A 20,837-nucleotide genomic window follows, 5' to 3' on the forward strand; every position below is an offset into this window, starting at 1 on the left:
TTGCGGTGCATCAGTCGCGGCAGGACTCGCGGATAAACGCATCCACCTCACCCGCCCCGGCGATGTCGCCGGCCCCCAGCGAGTCACCGCCATCGCCGCCGCCGCATTGGCCCGCCGCGCCGCTTCCGGTGCCTCCAGCCCCTGCGCCAATCCGGCCACAAACACCCCGGCATGCGCATCACCAGCGCCATTACTGTCCACTGCTTTCACAGCAAACCCCGGCACCTGTCGACGCTCGCCACGCTGTTGAATCCAGCAACCCTGCGGTCCATCGCGCACCACCATCAGCACTTTTTCCGGTAGCAGTTCCACGAGCCGATCCATTGCCAAGCCAATCTCATCAGCGCCGGCAAAGCGCAGCGCCTCGACGCTGTTGCTGGTCCACACATCAATGCGCGGCAGCAACGCCTGCATCATTGGCGCATCGGGCGACTCCACCAACGGCCCCGGGTCGAACACCACATTGACCGCCGCCGGCAGCGCCAGCGTCCAGTCGAGCAACGCCTGCGCCTTGCCTTCGTGCAGCAGGCTGTAGCCGCTGAGATAAACGTAATCGCCAGGCTCGGCAGCCACGCTGTTCAAATCGTCCTCGGTCACCTCGCCTTCGGCGCCGATGTAGGAAATGAAACTGCGTTCAGCCGAGGCATCGGTCAGCGCCACGCACAAACCAGTGTCGCGCTCGGCCGGCTCGCGGATGCCGATGGCGATACCTTCCGCCTGCATCGCTTGGCGCGCCAAGTCACCAAAACGCCCCGTGCCATGGCGACCTAGATAGACCACCGGCAGGCCGTTGCGCACCGCCGCCGCCATAACGTTGAAGCCGCCACCGGCTTCGAATCCCGCCGACTGCGCCAGCACGTCGCCGCCAATCTGCGGCAGTTTTTCCACGGCCATGACCAGGTCGATAATGACCTGGCCGGTGTGCAACATCTTAGGCATGAGCATTCTCGGGTTGCGCGGCGCGGCGATCTTTCGCACCGCCAAGTACCAGGTAAATGCCGCCGGCGACGACGAAGGTCACGATCCAGCCGAGGCCGTTGTGACCCAGCCAGGAGTCGGACAGAAAGCCCTTGAACCAGACGTTTTCCGCCGTGGTGCCGATGGTGGTGAAGCTGAAACCGAGGACGATGGCGATCGCCCACGCGCCGAATGCGCGCCACTCGATGCCGCCGCGATACCAGTAGGCGCTGCTCGGGCTGACGTCGAGCAGGTCTTTGGGGCTGTAGTAGTGACGGTGAATCAGGTCGACCACGAAGATCCCAACCCACGCAGTGATCGGCACCGCCAGCAGGGAAATGAAGGTAATGAACGGACCGTAGAAACTGTCGGCGATCAGCATGAAGTAGATCGAGCCGGCGAAGATCGCGACGATGTCGACCACCACCGCATAGACGCGTTTGACCTTCAGGCCCAGTGTCAGCGTGGTCAGGCCGGCGGAGTACACCGACAGGTTGTTCGACAGCAGCAGACCGCCGAACGCGGTGATCAGGTACGGCACGGCCATCCACGTCGGCAGCATGTCGCGGATTGCCACGATCGGGTCAGTCGCCGACGCCAGGTCATTGTTGCCCACCGACAACAAGCCGCCGAGAGTGATCAGCAGCACCAGCGGAATGCCCGCTCCGAACGCCGCCGACGCCACCAGGCGCACAGCCTTGACGCTGCGATGCTGATAGCGCGACATGTCGGCACCAGCGTTGGCCCAACCGATGCCGGTGCCAGCGGCCATGGTGCCGATGCCGATGATCATTGCGCTCAGCGGCGCTGGCGTGGCGTTGAATACCGCACTCCAGTCGATGGTCGCGCAGAGAAAACCGCCGACGAGAATGTTCAGCGCACCGAACACGTACGTCGCCCACTTCTGGATCACCAGCAGGGTCGCGTGGCCGAGGCCGGACACCGACAAGGTCAGCAGGACGAAGATGGCGATGAAGATCAGCGTCAGTACCGGCGCACTTTTCGCCTCGACCGGCGAGCCGAACAGAATCGAACACAGCGACAGCAGCACGAAGGCTGCGGTGGTGGTATTGACGGTTTCCCAACCCAGACGCGACATCAGCGAAACCAGCGTCGGGCCGATGTTGCCGCGCACGCCGAAGATTGCTCGCGACAGGGTCAGACTCGGCGCACGGCCACGCCGGCCGGCAATCGAGATGATCCCCACCACCGCAAACGAACCGGCAGCACCGAGAATCGCGACGATGATCGCCTGCCAGATCGCCAACCCGCGAAACGCCACCAGCGTGGCGCCCAGCGGCAGGCCGAGGATGGAAATATTGGCCGCAAACCAGACCCAGAACAGCTGCAACGGATGACCGTTGCACTCGGCTTCCGGCACCGGCTCGATGCCCCGGGTTTCCAATTGCCCGACGCTTTGCCCGGCGGTTGATGAACTCATGAAGATGCTCCTGTTTGCCTTTTTTGTGGTTGTGGCAATGATGCAAAACGACAAGACAATTGGCCTTCCGAGGCCTGTCTGTGCGATCCATTGCTGTGTGAATTCTTTAGAAATGCGCCGCCTTTCGCGAGCAGGCTCGCTCCCACAAGGGAATGCATTCCAATTGTGGGAGCGAGCCTGCTCGCGAAGAGGCCAGCCAGTCAACGCAAGGCCAACAGCCCCTGTACCAACGGCTCAAGCTGCAGTTGATTAACAGCTTTCACCGTCTCGATCATTTGCTCCGGCCAGCACTCAAGCCCCAGGCAGGCCTCGAGCATGGCGCCGAGAATCGCCGCGATGGTATCCGTGTCGCCACCGAGGCTGGCGGCCATGCACAACGCCTCGAATGCCGTCATCTCACCGATGGCCACTTGTTGGGCCAATGCGAATGAAACCACCACCGACTCCTGCGACGCCACCGATGTACCGATCACGTCGTAGAGCAGATCGGCCAGCAGTGCTTTGTCACTGTCGACGCTGATACTGCGCGCCCAACTGATGCGCGACGCCATGCGCCCGCCAGCGACCCAGTGCCCGTGGGCTTCGGCCTGCTGGGCGATCTGCTGGCCGATGTTCAGCGCCTCGCCCAGATCAACGCCGTTGATGCCAGCGGAGACCACCGCCGCCACCGCCGCCGCACTGGAAATCCCCAGCGTGGTGTTATGGGTCACTTGGCACGCCTGCACGACCGCCGCAATGAAGCGCTGCGGATCGGCCACGTTCGCGGCAATCCCCACCGGGGTGATGCGCATGGCTGCGCCATTGGTGGTGCCGTAGCGGCCGGCTTCTTCCGGGGAGTGCCCGGCGAGGATCATTTCAATGGCGCGTTTGGTCGAGGGGCCGAGCAAGTCCTGCGAGCCTTTGGCCTGCATCTCGGCTTCCCATTCGATCAAGCGCTGAGCGAGGACCGCCGGCTCAATGCGGCCTTGGCCTTCGACCAGCAATTCACCGACCAGAATCGCCTGCTCGGTGTCATCGGTGATCGAGCCTTTGGGCATGTTCGCGGCGATCGGTTGCAAGGGACCTGCGTCCTGCAGATCAGTGATCTGGCCGAAGCGCGCTTTGATCGTTTCGCGGTTGAGCGACTGCGTCGGCATGCCCAACGCATCACCCAGGGCCAGACCATAGAAAGCGCCAAGCGCACGATTGAGCGCGGTCATTTCGATTCTCCGAATTGCAGGTGCAGACGAAAGTGCACCGGGTCGAGCAGGCTTTCGACCTGTTCCATGAAACGGTTCTGCCGGTCGTAAGTAGTGCGCAGGGCTTTGAGAAACACCGTGCCGACCGGGCGACCGAGCAGCTCGGCGTCTTCGGCATTCAGCGGCTCGGCGCCGATCCACTGATCGCCGCGCTCGCCGATGTAGCCGTAGGCGGCCAGGGTGATAGTCAGGGAATTGTCGATCAAACCGACGCGAGGCAGGCTTTCCAGGCCGCCATTGGCCGGCATCAAGGATCGTTCCAGAGACACCAGCGTACCGTCGGTGGCGCGCCGGCGACGGTCGAGGGTGATGAATTGATCGGTGCCAAAACGCACCAGCAGATCCGGGCGGGTCACGGCTTCGAGGCGCAACACTTCGGTATTGATCAGCGCCCCGCTGTCGGCCAGCGCCTGCGCCCAGCCGCTGCGCTGATCCAGCGCGACACCGTCGAAAGTGACGATAGAGCCGACACCGCTTTGCGTGGCGATGTAATTACGCCGCTTCAATTCGGCCAGCGCCTCACGCAAGGTGCCACGGCTGACCTGGAATTCTTGAGCCAACTGATGTTCGCCGGGCAACAGAAAGCCGTCCTCCATGAGGCCGCTTTCGATGCGTCGGACGAGCTCGTCGACCACCCGTTGTTTCTTGTCGAATCGTACCTGTCTAATCATGTACAAATTGATAACCGAAACGGGGCGTGGCGGGCAAGGGGTATTTGCGTGAGGTGACCGAAGGTGGAGGATTTACGCGATCACTGTAGGAGTGAGCCTGCTCGCGATGACGTCAGCACATTGAGCTTCAATGTGTATGAAAGGACGCTATCGCGAGCAGGCTCACTCCTACAGGGTTGAGGTTGTGTCAGCGCTGTTTCAAACGGTCGATGACCACGGCCAGCAAAAGAATCGAACCGCGAATCACATACTGATAAAACGTATCGATGTTCTTCAGGTTCATCGCATTCTCGATGATCGCCAGAATCAACACCCCGGCAATCACGTGGCGGATCATGCCGATGCCGCCACTCAGCGAAACCCCGCCCAATACGCAGGCAGAAATCACCGTCAGTTCAAAACCCTGACCAATCATCGGCTGCCCGGAAGTCATCCGCGACGCCAGAATCACACCCGCCAGCGCACCGATCACACCGTGCACGGCGAAGATGATGATCTTGGTCCGGTCAACGTTGACGCCCGCCAGCAGCGCCGCTTCCTGATTGCCACCGATGGCCATGGTGTTGCGCCCGTAGGTGGTGTAGTTCAACAGCCAGCCGAAGAACAGGAAGCATACGATGGTGATCAGGATCGGCACCGGCACACCGAACAGCTGGCCGTTACCGAAGACGAAGAACGACTCCTGCGACACACCGACCGCTTTACCGTTGGCAAAAATATAGGCCAGGCCGCGCACGATCTGCATGGTCGCCAGCGTCGTGATCAAGGCATTGACGCGCAATTTGGCAATCACGATGCCGTTGATCAAACCAACGATCAGGCCCATCACCAGTGCCGCGCTGACGCCGAGAAATACGCTATTGGTGTCACGCATCACCACCGCCGCGACGACGCCGGCACAGGCGATCACCGAACCGACCGAGAGGTCGAAGTGCCCGGATGCCAGGCAATAAAGCATGGTGCACGCGGCAATGCCGGTGGTGGAAATCGCCAGGCCCAGACCGCGCATGTTCAGTGGCGAGAGGAAGTTGTCGATCAGCAGTGTGCAGGCGACAAAGATGCCGATCGCCGCCAGCAGCATGACCCAGTCATCGAGGAAGCGCCGCAAGTCCAACGGTTTGCGCTCGGTCGGCAGGGTTTCGTTTTGCGTAGTCATCATAGTCACCTCTCAGTTCGCCACGCCGTCAGCGCGGTGGCGTGGCAAAGCCAGTTGTAGCAGGTTGGATTCATTGGCCTGGTCGCGGCTGACTTCGCCGCGCAGGGCGCCCTCGCACAGCACCAGGATGCGGTCGGAAATGCCCATCACTTCCATCAGGTCGCTGGACACCACGATCACCGAAATACCGTCAGCGGCGAGGTTATGGATGATCTGGTAGATCTCGGCCTTGGCGCCGATGTCGATGCCTCGGGTCGGTTCGTCGAGCAGCAGGACTTTCATCGGCATCGACAGCCAGCGGCCGAGGATGGCCTTCTGTTGATTGCCGCCGGAGAGAAATTTGATCTGCTGGCCGGCGTGCGGGGTTTTCACTTTCAGGGCTTTGATCTGCTTGTCGGCGTTACCCTTTTCCCACAAACCGCGAATCAGGCAGCCGAGCCCGGAATGCGCACCACGGGCACTGATGTTGATGTTCTCGGCGACGCTGGCCAAGGGGATGATGCCTTCCTTCTTGCGATCTTCCGGGCAGAGCAGAATGCCGGCGGCAATCGCGTCACGCGGCGAGCGCAGTTTCAGCTCATGACCGCGCAGTTCGAGGCGTCCGGCGGTGTTGCGCTCCAGCCCACTGAGCAGGCGAAACAGCTCGGTGCGCCCTGCCCCGACCAGCCCGAACAGGCCTAGGATTTCACCCTTGTGTGCTTCGAAACTGATCGGCTCGCGCAAGCCCGGACCGAGTAAGCCGTCGACTTTCAACGCCACGGCGCCACGCGGACGATGGCGGTAATCGTAGATGTCCTGAATGTCGCGACCGACCATGCAGGTCACCAGTTGATCGTGGGTCAACTGGCTCATGTCATCGAAGGTGCGCACGTAGCGGCCGTCCTTGAACACGGTGACGGCGTCGCAGATACGGAAGACTTCTTCCATGCGATGGGAAACGTAAAGCACCACTTTGCCTTCGTCGCGCAGGCGACCGATGATCGCCATCAAGCGATCGATCTCGCGCGCCGAGAGGCTACTGGTCGGTTCGTCGAAAGCGATGACGTGGGCGCCGCGCGACAGCGCTTTGGCGATTTCCACCAACTGCCGCTGGCCCAGTGACAAGCGGCCGACCTTGGTTTGCGGATCGATTTCGTCGGCCAGGCCTTTCAGGCAGTTCAAGGCTTTCTGGCGCAGCTCACCGCGATTGATCAAGCCGAAACTCGCCGGCAGATGGCCGAGAAACAGGTTTTCGGCCACGGTCATTTCCGGGACCAGATGCAGTTCCTGGTGAATCACCGCGACGCCGCTGCCGATGCTGTCGGCAGTCGACTTGAACGCCATCGCCTGCTCGCCGATCTGCAGTTCGCCGCTGCTCGGAATGTAGGCGCCACCGAGGATTTTCAGCAGGGTCGATTTGCCCGCGCCGTTCTCGCCCATCAAGGCATGAACCTGGCCGGGGTGGGCGACGAAGCTGATGCCGTCGAGCGCTTTCACGCCGGGAAAGGTCTTGCCGATCCCGTTGAAGCGCAGGCTGCCGCTGGCGCCATGTTGTTCTTGTGTCTGTACTTGCGCGTGCATAAAGCCACCTCTTCACACCGAAAAACGGCCCGGCTGCCCGGGCCGTCGCTGCCTCAGTTCCACAAGCCGATTTTTTCCAGCTCTTGCTTGAAGTTTTCGCGGGTGATCAGGGTGACGTCATCCATGGCGGTGTACTTCGGCGGCTCTTTGCCGGCCGTGATCCACTCGTACATCATCTCGGCGGTCTTGTAGCCTTCGATGTGCGGGCTAGGCAGCATCGAACCGAAGAAGCCGCTGTTAGGCTTTTTCAACTCGCCGATGGCGTCGGTGCCGTTGATGCCGATGCCGATCACGTTGCTCGCGGCAAAACCGGCCGCTTCGGTGGCGCGCACGCCGCCGAGCACGGTGTTGTCGTTCATGCCGCCGATGATCAGGTTTTTCGCCGCGCTCGGCAGTTTCACCAGCGCCGAGTTGGTGGCGTCCATGCTGCCCGGTACGTCGAGGGTTTTCAGTGCGGCGAAGAGGATATGGTCCTCCGGCATGCCGGCCTTCTTCAAGGCATCGACCGAACCGTCGGTGCGCTTCTTGCCAGTGTCGAGTTCGTTGTAGGTGTTGACCACCGCGTAGGTGTCTTTCCAGTCCCAGTTACGCTTCTTCGCTTCGGCAGCCATGGCGGCGCCCTGTTTCTGACCGACTTCAAACGCGGCCATGCCCAGGTACGGCACGTCTTCCATGAACTTGCCGTTGGCGTCGACGAAACGGTCGTCGACGGCAATCACTTTCAGGTCGTTGATCTTGGCTTTGGCCATGATGGCCGGGCCGAGGACACGTCCGGCGGGCAGATCACAAAACCCTTGGCGCCGTTGGCGGCCAGACTGTCGATCGCCGAGAGGGTCTTCTCGCCATCCGGCACAGCGATCTTGATCAGTTCAAAGCCTTTGTCCTTGGCAGCTTTTTCGGCAAAAGCCCATTCGGTCTGGAACCACGGTTCTTCGGCCTGTTTGACCAGAAAACCGATCTTTACCGCGTCGGCGGCAAGCAGCGCACTGCTCAGGCTGAACGCAGTGACCGCCAGAGCAGTGCTGCAGAAGGTACGAATCCCGAAACGACGTTTCATCAGATGACTCCTTGTTATTTTTTTGAGCAAGGTTTGAAAAGCGTTGAAGCGTGTTCTCAGTGAAGCTGGTTGAAAATAGTCATATCGTATGATGATTGGATTTCAAGCGTAGTTCAGCGCTGGAAATTCGTTTTATTCAGTCGTGGTACATCACCGAACGACCACCATCGATGGTGATGCACGAGGCGTTGATAAACGGTGCTTCATCACTGGCCAGAAACACTGCGGTCATCGCTACTTCGATCGGCTGGCCGATGCGCTTGGGCGGATGCAGATCGAAGGCGCGCTGACGTTCGGCGTGGGGATCGGCAAAGCCGTTCCAGTAATCGACGTTCAGCTGCGTTTCGATGTAGCCCGGCGCGATGGCGTTGACGCGAATGCCTTTGGCCGCGTATTCGATGCCGAGTGCGCGGGTCAGGCCGAGCAAGCCGTGCTTGGCGACCGGGTACGGAAAGCAGCCGGGAATGATGTGGCTGGAATGGGTCGAGGCGATGTTGATAATGCTGCCGACGCCCTGCTCGATCATCTGCGGCAGCACCGCTTTGCAGCCATACCAGGCGCCGTCCAGATCGATGGCGAAGCAGCGCCGCCAGTCTTCTTCGGTCATCTGTAAAGGATCGCGGAACACATTGACCCCGGCGCAGTTGACCAACACATCGATGCGGCCATGCAATTCCACGGCGCGTCGGGCCAGGGCATGCAGATCCTGCTGATTCGATACGTCGACCTTGAGCGCCTGCACGTCATGGCCCTGATCGCGCCAGTGAGCGGCGACCTGCTCGACCTTGTCGGCCTGGATGTCGCTGATGAGTAATCTGGCTTGCTGCGAGGCGAAGGCGGCGACGATGGCTTCGCCGATGCCCTGAGCGGCCCCGGTCAACAGCACGACCTTGTTTTTCAGGCGCTCGCCTTTCGGCGGGGCCGGCACTGCCGGCAATGTCAGCGCTTCAGCCATGGCTCAGGCCTCCTGCACACAGGCGCAAAAAAACCGGGCATCGGTCGATGTCCGGTTCTGACGGCTGGGGAAAACAAACAGGCAAGCGTCGCCGCCGGCATTGAGCCGTGGCGAAAGGCGGATCCCGCTTGCGCGGGCGACAAGAATTCGCTGCATCACTTCACCTGTTTTGTTCTTTTTAAGTGTGAGTGCGTGTTACTGCTGGAGCCGACTATAAACCCGACCGCCAAATAATCTCAATATATAATTTTGCATCCCATATTTTGGGATTTAACCAGCAAAACGCGTACAGAGTTTTCCTGCAACGTCGACGCGCATGCTCAGCACCGCACCGTCCAACGGATGATTCAGCGGGCTCTTGGCACTGGTGATGAACAGGGTTTTCAAGTCTTCGCCACCGAAAACGCAACTGGTCGGGCGACTGACCGGCAAATCGATTTTGCGCTCGACCTGCCCGTCCGGCGTCAGGCGCAACAGGCAACTGCCGTCCCAGCGTGCATTCCACACGTAGCCTTCGGCGTCCATCGCCGAGCCATCGGGGCCGCCATTCTGATCGGACGAGTAAAACACCTGCGGCGTATCGAGACTGCCGTCGGTGCGGATGAAATATCGATTGAGCGTGCTGTCGAGACTTTCACCAAACAGCAGCGTGGTGCCGTCATCGCTCCACAACAAAGTGTTGGGGATGCCCAGACCGAGCAGCAGCGGTCTCACGCGTTGATCGGGATCGATACGGAACAGGCCACCGGAACGGCGCACCAGCGGCAGATCCTCACCATGCTCGCCGATGTTGTTTTGCATGGTGCCCAACCACAACCGGCCCAAGGCATCGCAACGGGCTTCGTTGGGGCGGTTGCCCGGTTGCGGGTCGGCGACGCAGAACAGCGTCAACCGTGGCTCGAGGCCCGGTGAATCGAGATCCAGTCGATAGACACCGCTGCTGAGCGTGACCAGCGCATCTCCGCTGGCGGAGGGAATGAAGGCGGAGATGTGCTCAGGCATCTGCCAGATCTGCACATTCTGACCAATCAGGCGCAACGCTTGTTTGCCAGCGATATCCACCCAGTACAACGCCTGGGTCGGCGCATCCCAGAACGGGCCTTCGCCGAGTTGCGCGCGGTGTTGGGTCAGGGCGGTGCAGGTCATCTGGAATCCTTCATGTTCTTGTTGTGCGCATTGTAGGAGTGAGCGTGCTCGCGATAGCGGTGGTTCAGTGCCAATGATGTCGCCTGATACACCGCTATCGCGAGCAGGCTCACTCCTACAGGGAATCTCGGTGTTCAGCTGGCTTTTCGGTCCGCCATGACTTTCGGGTAAAAGCGTTTTATCGCCAGGTCGGCGTTGTCGATCAAGGTCATGCACGCCCACACGCCACGGGTCGAATCGCGCGCGGCGATGGCGTCGGCCATGTCTTTATGGATCGGCAAGGTGCGGCGCAGTTCATCGGGGTCGGCGGCGGAGACTTCGAACGACACCGCCAGCAACGCGCCGAGGGCCGGGACCATTTGTTCGATGAACTGATTATGGCTGGCGGCCAGGATGCATTCGTGGAAGGCCTGGTCGGCACGGTTGTAGTCGATGCCGCTGTCGACGGCACGCTCCAGTGCGTTGAAGGCCAGTTGCACCGCTTCGATCTGCTCCGGCGTCGCCCGCTCACAGGCCCAGCGCACCGCCATCGGCTCAATGGTACGGCGCAAATCCAGCAGGTCATCGACGAAGTTTTCCGGCAAGCCGTTGCGCGATAGCCAACCGACCACTTGCGGATCGAACAGATTCCAGCGCCGGACCGGCAATACCCGCGTGCCAACCTTCGGCCCGACTTCGAGCATGCCTTTGGCGACGAGGGTTTTGATGGCTTCGCGAATGACCGTGCGGCTGACGCCAAGCTGCTCGCCCAGATCCGCCTCGACCTTGATGGTCTGCCCCGGCTTGACCTGACCGGCAGCAATCCAGCTGCCCAGCCAGTCAACGGTCGACGCATGAAAGCTGCTGGACATGTACACCTCAAGGCGAATCGCGATGGGGGCCTACGCTAATCATCATACGATTAACAGTCAATCGGATTTTTTCAGCTTGCACAAACCATTGTGGAGCGAGCCTGCTCGCGAAAGCGTCGTGCCAGTCAACAATGATTGCGACTGATACACCGCGTTCGCGAGCAGGCTCGCTCCCACGAAGGTGATGTGTTTTAAGGTTCGAGGCCGATGCGGAAGAACTCGCCGCCACTCCACACGCCCAACCAGCGCTGACCATCGATCTCGCGGCTCACCGCCAATTCCACCAACTGGTAAAACACATTGCGGTGAATCAGCGCTTCAAGGTTGCTGCGCACATGCACATAAGGCGCAGGCTCTTGGGTCTCAGGATCGATCTCGACACGGATCGGATGATCCGCTCCCGCCTCGATGGTTTCCTCGACGTTGCTGGTAAAGCGCAAGACCTGCGCCTCGCCCTCGCCTTCCACTTCCACCGCAACCGCCACAAACGGCGCGTCATCGACCTTGATCCCGACCTTCTCGACCGGGGTGATCAGGAAGTAATCATCGCCGTCGCGGCGGATGATGGTGGAGAACAGTTTGACCATCGGCTTGCGCCCGATCGGTGTGCCCAGGTAATACCAGGTGCCGTCACGGGCGATGCGCATGTCGATGTCGCCGCAGAAATCCGGGTTCCACAAATGCACCGGTGGCAGGCCTTTGGTCTTGGGGATCTGCCCCAGCAGGTCATTGGCTGTTTGCGGGTCACTCATGGCGTACTCCTTGATTACTGGTCGCCGATCCCCAGCAGGCTGCGTGCGTACTGCGCCAGCGGCGGACCGATGAGGTCTTCGGGTTTGGAGTCATGGAACGTCAGTAAACCGCCACGACTCTTGATCCGTGCAGTATCAATCAAATACTGGGTGCTGGTCTCGATCAACATGATCTGAATCACGCCGCCGTCGATACCGAGGCGATCCACCGCCTCTTGATCCAGCCACTCGTCGGAGTTGCCGATGCGGTCGTCAGCCTTGGCGAAACGTGTGTAGAGCAGGTAATGCGCGCCGGCATCACGGGCTTCGCCCATGGCTTGATCGAGGCCTTCCGGCGCACGGGCGCGGCGGACCATCGGGAAGTATTCGACAAAGCCCTTGAAGGCTTCTTCGGCGACCACGTTCGGCCGTGGATAGGGACCACCCGGCGGCGCGAACGCGCCCTGGGCGATGAAGATGAACGAGTCCGGCTGAATGCGGATATTGTTCACCCGGCGGCTGTCGCTGTGGTCCAGAAGCCCCGCATCGCTCATGTGATAGCGAGTGCCTTCGGCCATATCGCTGACATTCATGCAGCCACCAAGCGCCAAAACGGCCAGCAGCAAAACCAGGCTACGCATCCTATTCCTCCAGAAGCCGGTGTCGGAAAACCGGCGAATGGCCGTTGGATGCAGCTTTTGCGCCAGCTCGGCAAATTCAGTGATAGAGGCATTCGCGAGCAGGCTCGCTCCCACAATTGAAATGCATTCCAAATGCGGGAGCGACGGTGCGACGATTCGACCTGCTCGCGAAAGCGATTATTCAGCCGCCAATAATCTTCATGACAGTAGCACCACCGGAGAACGCCACCTCCTGCTTGTCACTCAACGCCTTGACCAGCAACCGTTGCAGCGCCGGCAACGCCTGATGGCGCGGCTTGTCGAGCAGATCGCCGACATAGTGGCGGTTGCTCGACGACAAACAGCCATGCAGCCAACCGGTAGACGACAGGCGCAAGCGCGAGCAGGTGCGGCAGAACGGCACGCTTTCGTTGGCGATCACCCCGAAATTGCCGCGACCGGGGATCGCGTAGCGTACCGCTGTGGCATCCACCGGTGCGTCGGTCTGGGCGTATTCATAACGTTCGCCGATCAGGCCGCGCAACTGCTCAAGGCTGACGAACTGCTGCAGGAATGCGTTGGAATCTTTGGCCAGATGGCCCATGCGCATCAGCTCGATGAAGCGCAGTTCGAAGCCGCGCTCCAGACAGTAGTCGAGCAGCGGCATGACCTGATCGAGGTTTTGCCCGCGCAACGGCACCATGTTGACCTTGATCTTCATCCCGGCGGCGGCAGCCTGATCCATGCCATCAAGCACGCTGGCCAGGTCGCCGCCACGGGCGATGCTGCGAAAAGCAGCGGCATCAAGGGTATCGAGGGAAACGTTGATCCGGCGCAGACCGGCATCGACCAGCAGCGGCAGTTTTTTCGCGAGGAGTTGACCGTTGGTGGTCAGACTGATGTCGTCGAGGCCCATCTGGCCGACGGCAGTCATGAACGATTCGAGCTTGGGGCTGACCAGTGGCTCGCCGCCGGTGATGCGCAGGCGCTCGATGCCGGCCGCTTCGATCAGGTATTCGACGCCGCGTGCCATGGCTTCGGCCGACAGTTCATCCTGCGCAGCGACCAACCGCTTGCCGTTGGGCACGCAGTAGGTACAGGCGTAGTTGCAGGCAGAGGTCAGGCTGATGCGCAGATTGCGAAAACGCCTGCCTTGACGGTCAACGATCATGAAACACTCCGGCGAAAGAAAATCGAGCGAGCAAAACTTGACTGAGAAATCAGGTTTTAGCAAGCCCTATGCCTGAGTATATTCCTGTGCTATTGCGCCATGTTGCGAAAACACGGCGCAATCAGCCCGCTGAATGGCTTATGTGCTCGGCGTTTCCGGGTCGCGCTTGCGCTTGTTGCCCATGCGCACGCCGATGTCCATCAGGAACTGGAAGAAGCCTTCCTGATCTTCCAGCACATTGCTCCAGAATGGCGAGTGATACAGCGCCACCGCGCCGTGCACCAGCGCCCAGGATGCGCAGTAGTGGAAGTATGGAGGCACGTCTTCGAGCTTGCCTTCGCTGATGCGACCCTTGATCAACAGCGTCAGGCGTTCGAAGTTCGAGGCACGGATCTTGTGCAGCTCCTCGACCATCTCCGGCACCTGATTGCCCTTGACGACTTTCTCTTCGAGGCGGTCGAACAGGCGATAGCGCTGCGGGTCGCGCATGCGGAATTCGAAGTAGGCGCGGGACAGCGCTTCCTTGTCCTTGTCGACATCAGCCGAATGCAGCAGCTCGTTCAGATCGCGCTCGTAATCGAGCATCAGGCGCAAGTAGATCTCGGCCTTGGATTTGAAGTGCTTGTAGATCGTGCCTTTGCCGATACCCACGGCATCAGCAATCATCTCGACGGTGACACTGTCTTCACCCTGGTCGAGGAACAGCTTGAGCGCGGTATCGAGAATTTCCTGCTCGCGGCGACGAAACTCACGGACCTTACGAGGTTCTTTATGCATAAGAAAAAGGTCTGAAGGGTCAAAATTCGAAGCCGCGTATTATGCCTAACTTGCACAAAAAGCACGGTTCATCGACCAAATCTGTGTTTCTTGTTCATTTCGAGAACGATTAGGGTGCAATGAGAACTCAACTGAAGCAAACGTATTCCAAATTTGTTTAAAAACCCCGACCGGCTCACTGGACTGCGCGCCAGACTGATCAATACTTGAACTGTCGGGCGACATCTCCCCAAGTGTCGCGCCGGTAAAGGTACCAACGGACCGCGTGCCTTTGTTTTACTCCTAATGGTCTTAACCCGGATTCACCCCCAGAACCCGGGTTTTTTTGCCTGCGATTTGGCCAGCGGTCACGGGGCAGAATTAACACTCGCCAGCGGGAACAGACGCTTGAAGTTCTCTGTGGTCTGCTCGGCAAAGCGCTCGTAGTTTTCACCGCGCAACATCGCCAGAAACTCCGCGACTTCGCGCACGTACTGCGGCAGGTTCGGCTTGCCGCGATACGGGATCGGCGCCAGGTACGGCGAGTCGGTTTCCACCAGCAGGCGATCGGCCGGCACTTTGCTCGCCACGTCACGCAAGGCGTCGGCATTGCGGAACGTGACGATGCCCGACAGGGAAATGTAATAGCCCATGTCCAGCGCCGCTTTGGCCATGTCCCAGTCTTCAGTGAAGCAATGCAACACACCGGCCTGTGGCAACGCCGCTTCGCGCAGCAGTTCGAGGGTGTCGGCACGGGCGCCACGGGTGTGGATGATCACCGGTTTGCCGGTCTGCTGTGCCGCTTGCAGGTGCAGGCGAAACGATTCCTGCTGCAGCTCGGCGGCCTCCGGCTCGTAGTGATAATCGAGGCCGGTTTCGCCGATCGCCACCACTTTCGGGTGATTGAGTTCGTGCAGCAGCCAGTCCAGCGCTGGCGCCGCGCCCGGCTGCACATCCAGCGGATGCACACCGACCGAACAATCGACATCGTCATAACGTTCAGCGAGGGCTTTGACGTCGGCGGCGTTGTCAGCGCTGACGCCGATGCACAGAAAATGTCCGACCCCACGCTCGCGGGCCGCAGCGAGTGCGGCATCCAGCGAGCCGTCATGGGCGGCGAGGTCGAGACGATCAAGGTGACAATGGGAATCTACGAGCATAAAAAGGACTGCAACTTACATCGTATGAGTGGGACGGTCGGATTTCAGCGCTCCGGCCAGATGAGTTTCGATGCGACTGCGCGCAGTGTCGTCGCCGTCGTTGAACTGCACGCCGACACCGGCGGCGCGATTGCCTTGTGCACCTTTGGGGGTGATCCAGGCGACTTTGCCGGCGACGGGAATTTTTTCCGCTTCATCCATCAGGTGCAACAGCATGAACACCTCGTCGCCCAACCGGTAGCTTTTGTTGGTCGGGATGAACAGACCACCATTCTTGATGAACGGCATGTAGGCGGCGTAAAGCACCGACTTGTCCTTGATGGTCAGGGACAAGATGCCGTTACGTGGCCCCGGGCTGACAGGCTCAATCATGTTCACCTCCACTGCTGATTTTCAGAGTCTAGGTACACATTCTTATCTTTGACCAGGCAATCCCACCCATTGCACCAACAATGCTTCCAGCAACAGGGCCGGATTTAGGTTGGCCTTGCTCAACACTTTCTGCCGTTGGGCGAGAATCCAGTCCTGAATATCCAGCACTTTGCCCTGCGCACTTTTCTGCGCCAGGTATTGCACAACCTTGCGCATATCGGCCAGGCCGAGGCCCGCTTCGTCCTGAGTCAGTTGATAGCGCAGGATCAGGCTCGACCAGTCGCAGAACCAGTCGAACAGACGCAGCATCGGAATGCTTTTCCACTCTTCCGCCAGTTGCGTCGGCGACTGCTGGCCCTTGAGCAACTTCTTCACGCCTTCGACCACTTGCGCGCGCTGTTCACGTACACCCTGGGATTGCAGGCTGACCGCCATCAACGGCGAACCGGCGGCCAGCGTCAGCAGTTCGACGCGCTCCTCTTCGGAACATTCCGGCAACGCTTGCTCCAGCCATTGCAGACTCATTGCTTCGCCCGGCAGCGGGCAGGCCTGCTGCACGCAACGGCTCTTGATGGTTGGCAACAAACGGCTCGGCTGGTGGCTGACCAATAGCAGAACCGTATCGCCGGACGGTTCTTCAAGACTTTTGAGCAAGGCGTTGGCAGCGTTGATGTTCATCGACTCGACCGGCTCGATCAGCACCACTTTGCGCCCGCCAAGCTGCGCGGTCTGCACGACGAAACTGACCAGATCACGAACCTGATCGACCTTGATCGCCTTGTCCGCCTCTTCCGGCTCCAGAATGTAATTGTCCGGATGACTGCCGGCCTTGAGCAGCAAGCAGGATTTGCACTCGCCACACGCCTCAGGTGTAGGGCGCTGACACAGCAGGCTGGCCATCAAGCGTTCAGCGAGTGCGCGCTTGCCGATCCCGGCCGGACCGTGCAGCAGATACGCATGGGCATGCTGACTGCGTCCGGCCAGTTGCTGCCAGAGACTGTCCTGCCATGGATAGGCCTCAGCCACGGGCCAGCTCCAACAAGTTCGGAATCAGGGTATCCAGCGATTGTTGAACCTTGGCCAGTGGCTGACCGGCATCAATGCGCACATAGCGCGAAGGATCGGCTTCGGCGCGCTTCAGAAACGCATTGCGCACAGCCTCGAAAAATGCCCTGCCTTCCAATTCGAAACGGTCCAGTCGACCGCGGGCACTGGCGCGGGCCAGACCGATTTCCACGGGCAGGTCGAAAATCAAGGTCAGATCGGGCCGCAAGTCGCCCTGCACGAACGTTTCCAGGGTGGCGATGCGTTCCAGCGACAAACCACGACCGCCGCCCTGATAGGCGTACGTCGAATCAGTGAAGCGATCACACAACACCACCGCGCCACGAGCGAGCGCCGGGCGAATCACCTCAGCCAGATGCTGCGCGCGGGCGGCGAACACCAGCAACAGCTCGGCGTCGGGGTGCATCACTTCGTCGGCCGGGGTCAGCAACACGTCACGAATCCGCTCGGCCAGCGGCGTACCGCCAGGCTCACGGGTGAGCAGCACTTCGATACCGGCGGCGCGCAGGCGCTCGGCGAGGTATTCGCGATTGGTGCTCTTGCCCGCGCCTTCCGGGCCTTCCAGGGTAATAAACAAGCCAGTCACAGGCAGTCCTTCATCAAAGTCATTGCGCGTTCTGTGGTGCAGCGGCGTCCGGTTCTTGGGCTGGCGCCGGATCTTGCGGCGGCGCTTTCGATGGCACTTCGGGCAGCACCTCGGGCGCGGTGTTCGGCGAGGCCGCCGGAATCGCCTCATCGGTGGCCGGCGCGGTTACTGGTGCCGGGCTGGAACGGTAATCGGCACGGCGCTTGAGCTGGTATTCGCGCACCGCGTTGTTGTGTGCATCCAGATCATCGGAAAACACATGGCTGCCATCGCCACGGGCGACGAAATACAGGCTGCTGCCTTCCACCGGATTGAGCGCAGCATGAATCGCTTCGCGCCCGACCATCGCAATCGGCGTCGGCGGCAAACCGGGAATCACGTAGGTGTTATAGGGTGTCGGTTCTTTCAGATGCGCGCGGGTCAGCTTGCCGGTGTAGCGATCGCCGAGGCCATAGATCACTGTCGGATCGGTCTGCAACTGCATGCCCAGCGCCATGCGCCGTACGAACACTCCGGCAATCTGCCCGCGCTCCTGCGGAACGCCGGTCTCTTTCTCGACCAGCGAGGCCATGATCAGCGCTTGATAAGGTTCGCTGTAAGGCACATCGGCAGAACGCTGCGCCCACTCTTTGGCGAGCACCTCGTCAAGTCGATCAAACGCCTTTTTCAGCAACTCGGCATCGGACATGCCGCGCACGAAGCGATAGGTGTCCGGGAAGAACCGGCCTTCAGGGAACAAGCCTTTGTGTCCAATTTTCGCCATGACGTCGCTGTCGCTCAGACCATTGAGGGTCTGCTCCAGCTTGTCGTCTTTGGCCAGGGCGGCGCGCACCTGATGGAAAGTCCAGCCTTCGACCAGGGTCAGGCTGTACTGAACCACGTCGCCGCGCTTCCACGAATCGATCAGACCGTTGACGGTCATGCCGGGCTGCATGCGGTACTCGCCGCTGTGAATCGGTGTGCCGGCAAGATTGAAGCGCCAGTAGACGCGCAGCCAGAACGCGTCCTTGATGACGCCATCGGTTTCGAGTTCAAGGAAGGTACGGGTCGGTGTAGAGCCTTTCGGCACATCCAGCAGTTGTTCCTGCGGGATGTTCAGGGGCTGTTCCAGCGCCGAATGAATTTTCCAGGCGCTGGCGCCCAACAGCAGCCCTGCCAGAACCAGTCCGGTTTCCAGCAGCAGCAAAAGTTTACGTCTCACGAATCAGGCATCCAGTAGCGCGCGGGCAATGGTTTGCAGTTTACGGGTGAGCGGGCCAACCGGCCAGCTCAGTGCAGCACAGGCGCGTACCGGCCAGACGCCATAAACGCTGTTGCAGACAAACACTTCATCAGCCCATTGCAGCTGTTCGAGGCTGATATCGGCGATTTGCGTGGGGATGGCCAGTGACTCGGCCTGAAACAATATTTCCTCGCGCATCACCCCGGCAACGCCGCAGCGCTTCAAGTCGGGCGTGATCAAGCCGCCGTCGCGCACCAGGAAAATATTGCTGAACACGCCTTCGACGACGCGCCCGGCCTGATCGAGCATCAAGCCTTCGGCATGATCGCTGTCCTGCCATTCGGCGCGGGCGAGCACCTGTTCCAGTCGATTCAAATGTTTCAATCCGGCCAACAACGGCTGCGTAGATAAACGCGTGTTGCAGGGATACAGGCGGATGCCGTGCTCGGCATGGGCAGCGGGATAAGCCGCCGGCGGGTTGCCTTGCAGAATGCGTCGGGCCTGCGCCGCAGGATCGGGCGCATAACCGCGCAAACCGTCGCCACGAGTGAGGATGAGCTTGAGCACGCCCTCGCCCATCGCAGCGGCATAGCTGAGCAGCTCATGGCGAACCAGCTCGAGATCGGTCGCGATGGCCAGACGCACGCAGCCATCAGCCAGACGCGCCAGGTGCCGATCCAGCAGGACCGGCTGACCATTGCGCACAGCGATGGTCTCGAAAAGACCATCGCCGTAAGCCAGGCCGCGATCTTTCAGCGACAGCGCGTCAGCCGGTTGACCGTCGACCCAGCTGTCCATCAGCCGGCGAACCGACGGAACGCCAGGGTGCCGTTGGTGCCGCCAAAACCGAAGGAGTTGGACAGCACGACATCGATGTCCATGTTGCGCGCGGTGTGCGCGACGAAATCGAGATCGCAGCCTTCGTCCGGCTCATCAAGGTTGATGGTCGGCGGCGCCACCTGGCTGTTGATGGCCAGCACGCTGAAGATCGCCTCGACCGCGCCCGCCGCACCCAACAGATGGCCGGTCATCGACTTGGTCGAGCTGACGGCCAGCTTGTAGGCGTGATCGCCGAACACCGACTTGATCGCATTGGCTTCGGCGAGGTCGCCGGCCGGCGTCGAGGTGCCGTGAGCGTTGATGTACTGCACCTGGTCGACGTTGATCTTCGCGTCGCGCAGGGCATTGGTGATGCAGCGCGCGGCACCGGCGCCATCGGCGGGTGGCGAGGTCATGTGGAACGCATCGCCGCTGGTGCCGAAACCGATCAGCTCGGCGTAGATCGTCGCACCACGGGCCTTGGCGTGTTCGAGCTCTTCGAGAACCAGCGCACCGGCACCGTCGGACAGAACAAAGCCGTCACGGCCCTTGTCCCATGGACGGCTGGCGCGGGTCGGCTCGTCGTTGCGGGTCGACAGCGCACGGGACGCGCCGAAGCCGCCCATACCCAGACCGCAGGCGGCCATTTCCGCACCGCCGGCAATCATCACGTCGGCTTCGTCGTACATGATGTTGCGCGCTGCCATGCCGATGCAGTGCGTACCGGTGGTGCATGCGGTGGCGATGGCGTAGTTGGGTCCCTGTGCGCCCAGATGGATCGACAGGAAGCCGGAAATCATATTGATGATCGAGCCAGGCACAAAGAACGGCGAGATCCGTCGCGGACCGGTCTCGTGCAGGGTGCGGCTGGTCTCTTCGATATTGGTCAGACCGCCAATCCCCGAACCCATGGCCACGCCAATGCGTTCACGGTTGGCATCGGTGACTTCCAGACCAGCGTTGCGCACGGCTTGAAAGCCTGCGGCGAGGCCGTACTGAATGAACAGGTCGAGCTTGCGCGCTTCCTTGACCGACAGGTATTCCTCGACATTGAAGCCTTTGACCGAGCCGCCGAAGCGAGTCGAATAGGCAGAAAGGTCGGTGTGTTCGATCAGACCAATGCCACTGCGGCCAGCCAGAATGCCCTGCCAACTGCTCGGCACATCCGTGCCCAGTGGCGACAACATACCCATACCGGTGACTACGACGCGTCTACGCGACACAGCACTCTCCTTTTTCAAATGACGACTTTGCATCAGGCCTAAAGAAAAAACCGCACGCCATGATGGCAGTGCGGTTTTTC

Annotated in this window: 19 protein-coding genes and 2 pseudogenes; all 21 read right to left on the minus strand. The window is 60.6% G+C overall.

Features of this window, described 5'->3' with window-relative positions; all coding sequences use genetic code 11:
• Positions 1-10: 10 nt before the first annotated feature.
• The 21 genes and pseudogenes from LJU32_24215 to fabF all read right to left on the minus strand — a co-directional run bounded on the left by LJU32_24215 (position 11) and on the right by fabF (position 20,757).
• A pseudogene (locus LJU32_24215) lies at positions 11-939 on the minus strand (PfkB family carbohydrate kinase).
• The gene (locus tag LJU32_24220) at positions 932-2,398 is read right to left on the minus strand and encodes a cytosine permease (GenBank protein WKV88480.1); all 1,467 of its coding nucleotides are present in this window, start codon (positions 2,396-2,398) and stop codon (positions 932-934) included. Before LJU32_24220 ends, LJU32_24215 begins: the two are co-directional and overlap by 8 nt.
• A gap of 200 nt (positions 2,399-2,598) precedes the next feature.
• On the minus strand, positions 2,599-3,597 hold the full coding sequence (locus tag LJU32_24225) for an ADP-ribosylglycohydrolase family protein (protein WKV88481.1): 999 nt from the start codon (positions 3,595-3,597) through the stop codon (positions 2,599-2,601).
• On the minus strand, positions 3,594-4,307 hold the full coding sequence (locus LJU32_24230; GenBank protein WKV88482.1) for a GntR family transcriptional regulator: 714 nt from the start codon (positions 4,305-4,307) through the stop codon (positions 3,594-3,596). The genes LJU32_24225 and LJU32_24230 overlap by 4 nt, the downstream gene beginning before the upstream one ends.
• Before the next feature lie 187 nt (positions 4,308-4,494).
• The gene (gene araH / locus LJU32_24235) at positions 4,495-5,463 is read right to left on the minus strand and encodes an L-arabinose ABC transporter permease AraH (GenBank protein ID WKV88483.1); all 969 of its coding nucleotides are present in this window, start codon (positions 5,461-5,463) and stop codon (positions 4,495-4,497) included.
• A gap of 12 nt (positions 5,464-5,475) precedes the next feature.
• Positions 5,476-7,023, minus strand: a complete 1,548-nt coding sequence (gene araG, locus LJU32_24240; GenBank protein ID WKV88484.1) for an L-arabinose ABC transporter ATP-binding protein AraG — start codon at positions 7,021-7,023, stop codon at positions 5,476-5,478.
• A 53-nt stretch (positions 7,024-7,076) separates the two neighbouring features.
• Positions 7,077-8,080, minus strand: a pseudogene (locus tag LJU32_24245) (substrate-binding domain-containing protein).
• A 136-nt stretch (positions 8,081-8,216) separates the two neighbouring features.
• Positions 8,217-9,035 carry an SDR family oxidoreductase gene (locus LJU32_24250; GenBank protein ID WKV88485.1) on the minus strand — a complete coding sequence of 273 codons (819 nt, stop codon included), beginning with the start codon at positions 9,033-9,035 and terminating at the stop codon, positions 8,217-8,219.
• 270 nt (positions 9,036-9,305) lie between these two features.
• On the minus strand, positions 9,306-10,181 hold the full coding sequence (locus tag LJU32_24255) for an SMP-30/gluconolactonase/LRE family protein (protein ID WKV88486.1): 876 nt from the start codon (positions 10,179-10,181) through the stop codon (positions 9,306-9,308).
• A 134-nt stretch (positions 10,182-10,315) separates the two neighbouring features.
• Entirely contained in the window at positions 10,316-11,032 is a 717-nt protein-coding gene (locus tag LJU32_24260) for a FadR family transcriptional regulator (GenBank protein ID WKV88487.1), read from the minus strand.
• Positions 11,033-11,223: 191 nt separating this feature from the next.
• A complete protein-coding gene (locus LJU32_24265; protein ID WKV88488.1) occupies positions 11,224-11,784 on the minus strand; it encodes a DUF1285 domain-containing protein in 561 nt (186 codons plus the stop codon).
• Between the two features lie 14 nt (positions 11,785-11,798).
• Positions 11,799-12,404 (minus strand): DUF4823 domain-containing protein, encoded by a 606-nt coding sequence (locus LJU32_24270; protein WKV88489.1) that lies wholly within the window; start codon positions 12,402-12,404, stop codon positions 11,799-11,801.
• A gap of 181 nt (positions 12,405-12,585) precedes the next feature.
• Complete coding sequence (locus tag LJU32_24275) at positions 12,586-13,554, minus strand: radical SAM protein (GenBank protein WKV88490.1); 969 nt, start codon at positions 13,552-13,554, stop codon at positions 12,586-12,588.
• A gap of 138 nt (positions 13,555-13,692) precedes the next feature.
• Entirely contained in the window at positions 13,693-14,331 is a 639-nt protein-coding gene (locus tag LJU32_24280) for a TetR/AcrR family transcriptional regulator (protein ID WKV88491.1), read from the minus strand.
• A gap of 347 nt (positions 14,332-14,678) precedes the next feature.
• Positions 14,679-15,470 carry a TatD family hydrolase gene (locus LJU32_24285; GenBank protein ID WKV88492.1) on the minus strand — a complete coding sequence of 264 codons (792 nt, stop codon included), beginning with the start codon at positions 15,468-15,470 and terminating at the stop codon, positions 14,679-14,681.
• 15 nt (positions 15,471-15,485) lie between these two features.
• Positions 15,486-15,842 carry a PilZ domain-containing protein gene (locus tag LJU32_24290; GenBank protein WKV88493.1) on the minus strand — a complete coding sequence of 119 codons (357 nt, stop codon included), beginning with the start codon at positions 15,840-15,842 and terminating at the stop codon, positions 15,486-15,488.
• 42 nt (positions 15,843-15,884) lie between these two features.
• Positions 15,885-16,868: a DNA polymerase III subunit delta' gene (locus LJU32_24295; GenBank protein WKV88494.1), complete on the minus strand. Its 984-nt coding sequence runs from the start codon at positions 16,866-16,868 to the stop codon at positions 15,885-15,887.
• On the minus strand, positions 16,861-17,493 hold the full coding sequence (tmk, locus tag LJU32_24300) for a dTMP kinase (protein WKV88495.1): 633 nt from the start codon (positions 17,491-17,493) through the stop codon (positions 16,861-16,863). Before tmk ends, LJU32_24295 begins: the two co-directional genes overlap by 8 nt.
• Positions 17,494-17,512: 19 nt before the next feature.
• Entirely contained in the window at positions 17,513-18,694 is a 1,182-nt protein-coding gene (mltG, locus tag LJU32_24305) for an endolytic transglycosylase MltG (GenBank protein ID WKV88496.1), read from the minus strand.
• Positions 18,695-18,697: 3 nt separating this feature from the next.
• The gene (gene pabC, locus LJU32_24310; protein ID WKV88497.1) at positions 18,698-19,513 is read right to left on the minus strand and encodes an aminodeoxychorismate lyase; all 816 of its coding nucleotides are present in this window, start codon (positions 19,511-19,513) and stop codon (positions 18,698-18,700) included.
• The gene (fabF, locus tag LJU32_24315; protein WKV88498.1) at positions 19,513-20,757 is read right to left on the minus strand and encodes a beta-ketoacyl-ACP synthase II; all 1,245 of its coding nucleotides are present in this window, start codon (positions 20,755-20,757) and stop codon (positions 19,513-19,515) included. Before fabF ends, pabC begins: the two co-directional genes overlap by 1 nt.
• Between the last annotated feature and the right edge of the window lie 80 nt (positions 20,758-20,837).

The sequence above is a fragment of the Pseudomonas sp. B21_DOA genome (assembly GCA_030544685.1).
GTDB classification, from domain to species: domain Bacteria; phylum Pseudomonadota; class Gammaproteobacteria; order Pseudomonadales; family Pseudomonadaceae; genus Aquipseudomonas; species Aquipseudomonas fluorescens_AO.

Bases quoted from the DNA above. Each gene is read 5' to 3' on its own strand.
- LJU32_24220 (WKV88480.1), bottom strand. From the start codon at position 2,398: ATGAGTTCATCAACCGCCGGGCAAAGCGTCGGGCAATTGGAAACCCGG.
- LJU32_24225 (WKV88481.1), bottom strand. From the start codon at position 3,597: ATGACCGCGCTCAATCGTGCGCTTGGCGCTTTCTATGGTCTGGCCCTG.
- LJU32_24230 (WKV88482.1), bottom strand. From the start codon at position 4,307: ATGATTAGACAGGTACGATTCGACAAGAAACAACGGGTGGTCGACGAG.
- araH (WKV88483.1), bottom strand. From the start codon at position 5,463: ATGACTACGCAAAACGAAACCCTGCCGACCGAGCGCAAACCGTTGGAC.
- araG (WKV88484.1), bottom strand. From the start codon at position 7,023: ATGCACGCGCAAGTACAGACACAAGAACAACATGGCGCCAGCGGCAGC.
- LJU32_24250 (WKV88485.1), bottom strand. From the start codon at position 9,035: ATGGCTGAAGCGCTGACATTGCCGGCAGTGCCGGCCCCGCCGAAAGGC.
- LJU32_24255 (WKV88486.1), bottom strand. From the start codon at position 10,181: ATGACCTGCACCGCCCTGACCCAACACCGCGCGCAACTCGGCGAAGGC.
- LJU32_24260 (WKV88487.1), bottom strand. From the start codon at position 11,032: ATGTCCAGCAGCTTTCATGCGTCGACCGTTGACTGGCTGGGCAGCTGG.
- LJU32_24265 (WKV88488.1), bottom strand. From the start codon at position 11,784: ATGAGTGACCCGCAAACAGCCAATGACCTGCTGGGGCAGATCCCCAAG.
- LJU32_24270 (WKV88489.1), bottom strand. From the start codon at position 12,404: ATGCGTAGCCTGGTTTTGCTGCTGGCCGTTTTGGCGCTTGGTGGCTGC.
- LJU32_24275 (WKV88490.1), bottom strand. From the start codon at position 13,554: ATGATCGTTGACCGTCAAGGCAGGCGTTTTCGCAATCTGCGCATCAGC.
- LJU32_24280 (WKV88491.1), bottom strand. From the start codon at position 14,331: ATGCATAAAGAACCTCGTAAGGTCCGTGAGTTTCGTCGCCGCGAGCAG.
- LJU32_24285 (WKV88492.1), bottom strand. From the start codon at position 15,470: ATGCTCGTAGATTCCCATTGTCACCTTGATCGTCTCGACCTCGCCGCC.
- LJU32_24290 (WKV88493.1), bottom strand. From the start codon at position 15,842: ATGATTGAGCCTGTCAGCCCGGGGCCACGTAACGGCATCTTGTCCCTG.
- pabC (WKV88497.1), bottom strand. From the start codon at position 19,513: ATGGACAGCTGGGTCGACGGTCAACCGGCTGACGCGCTGTCGCTGAAA.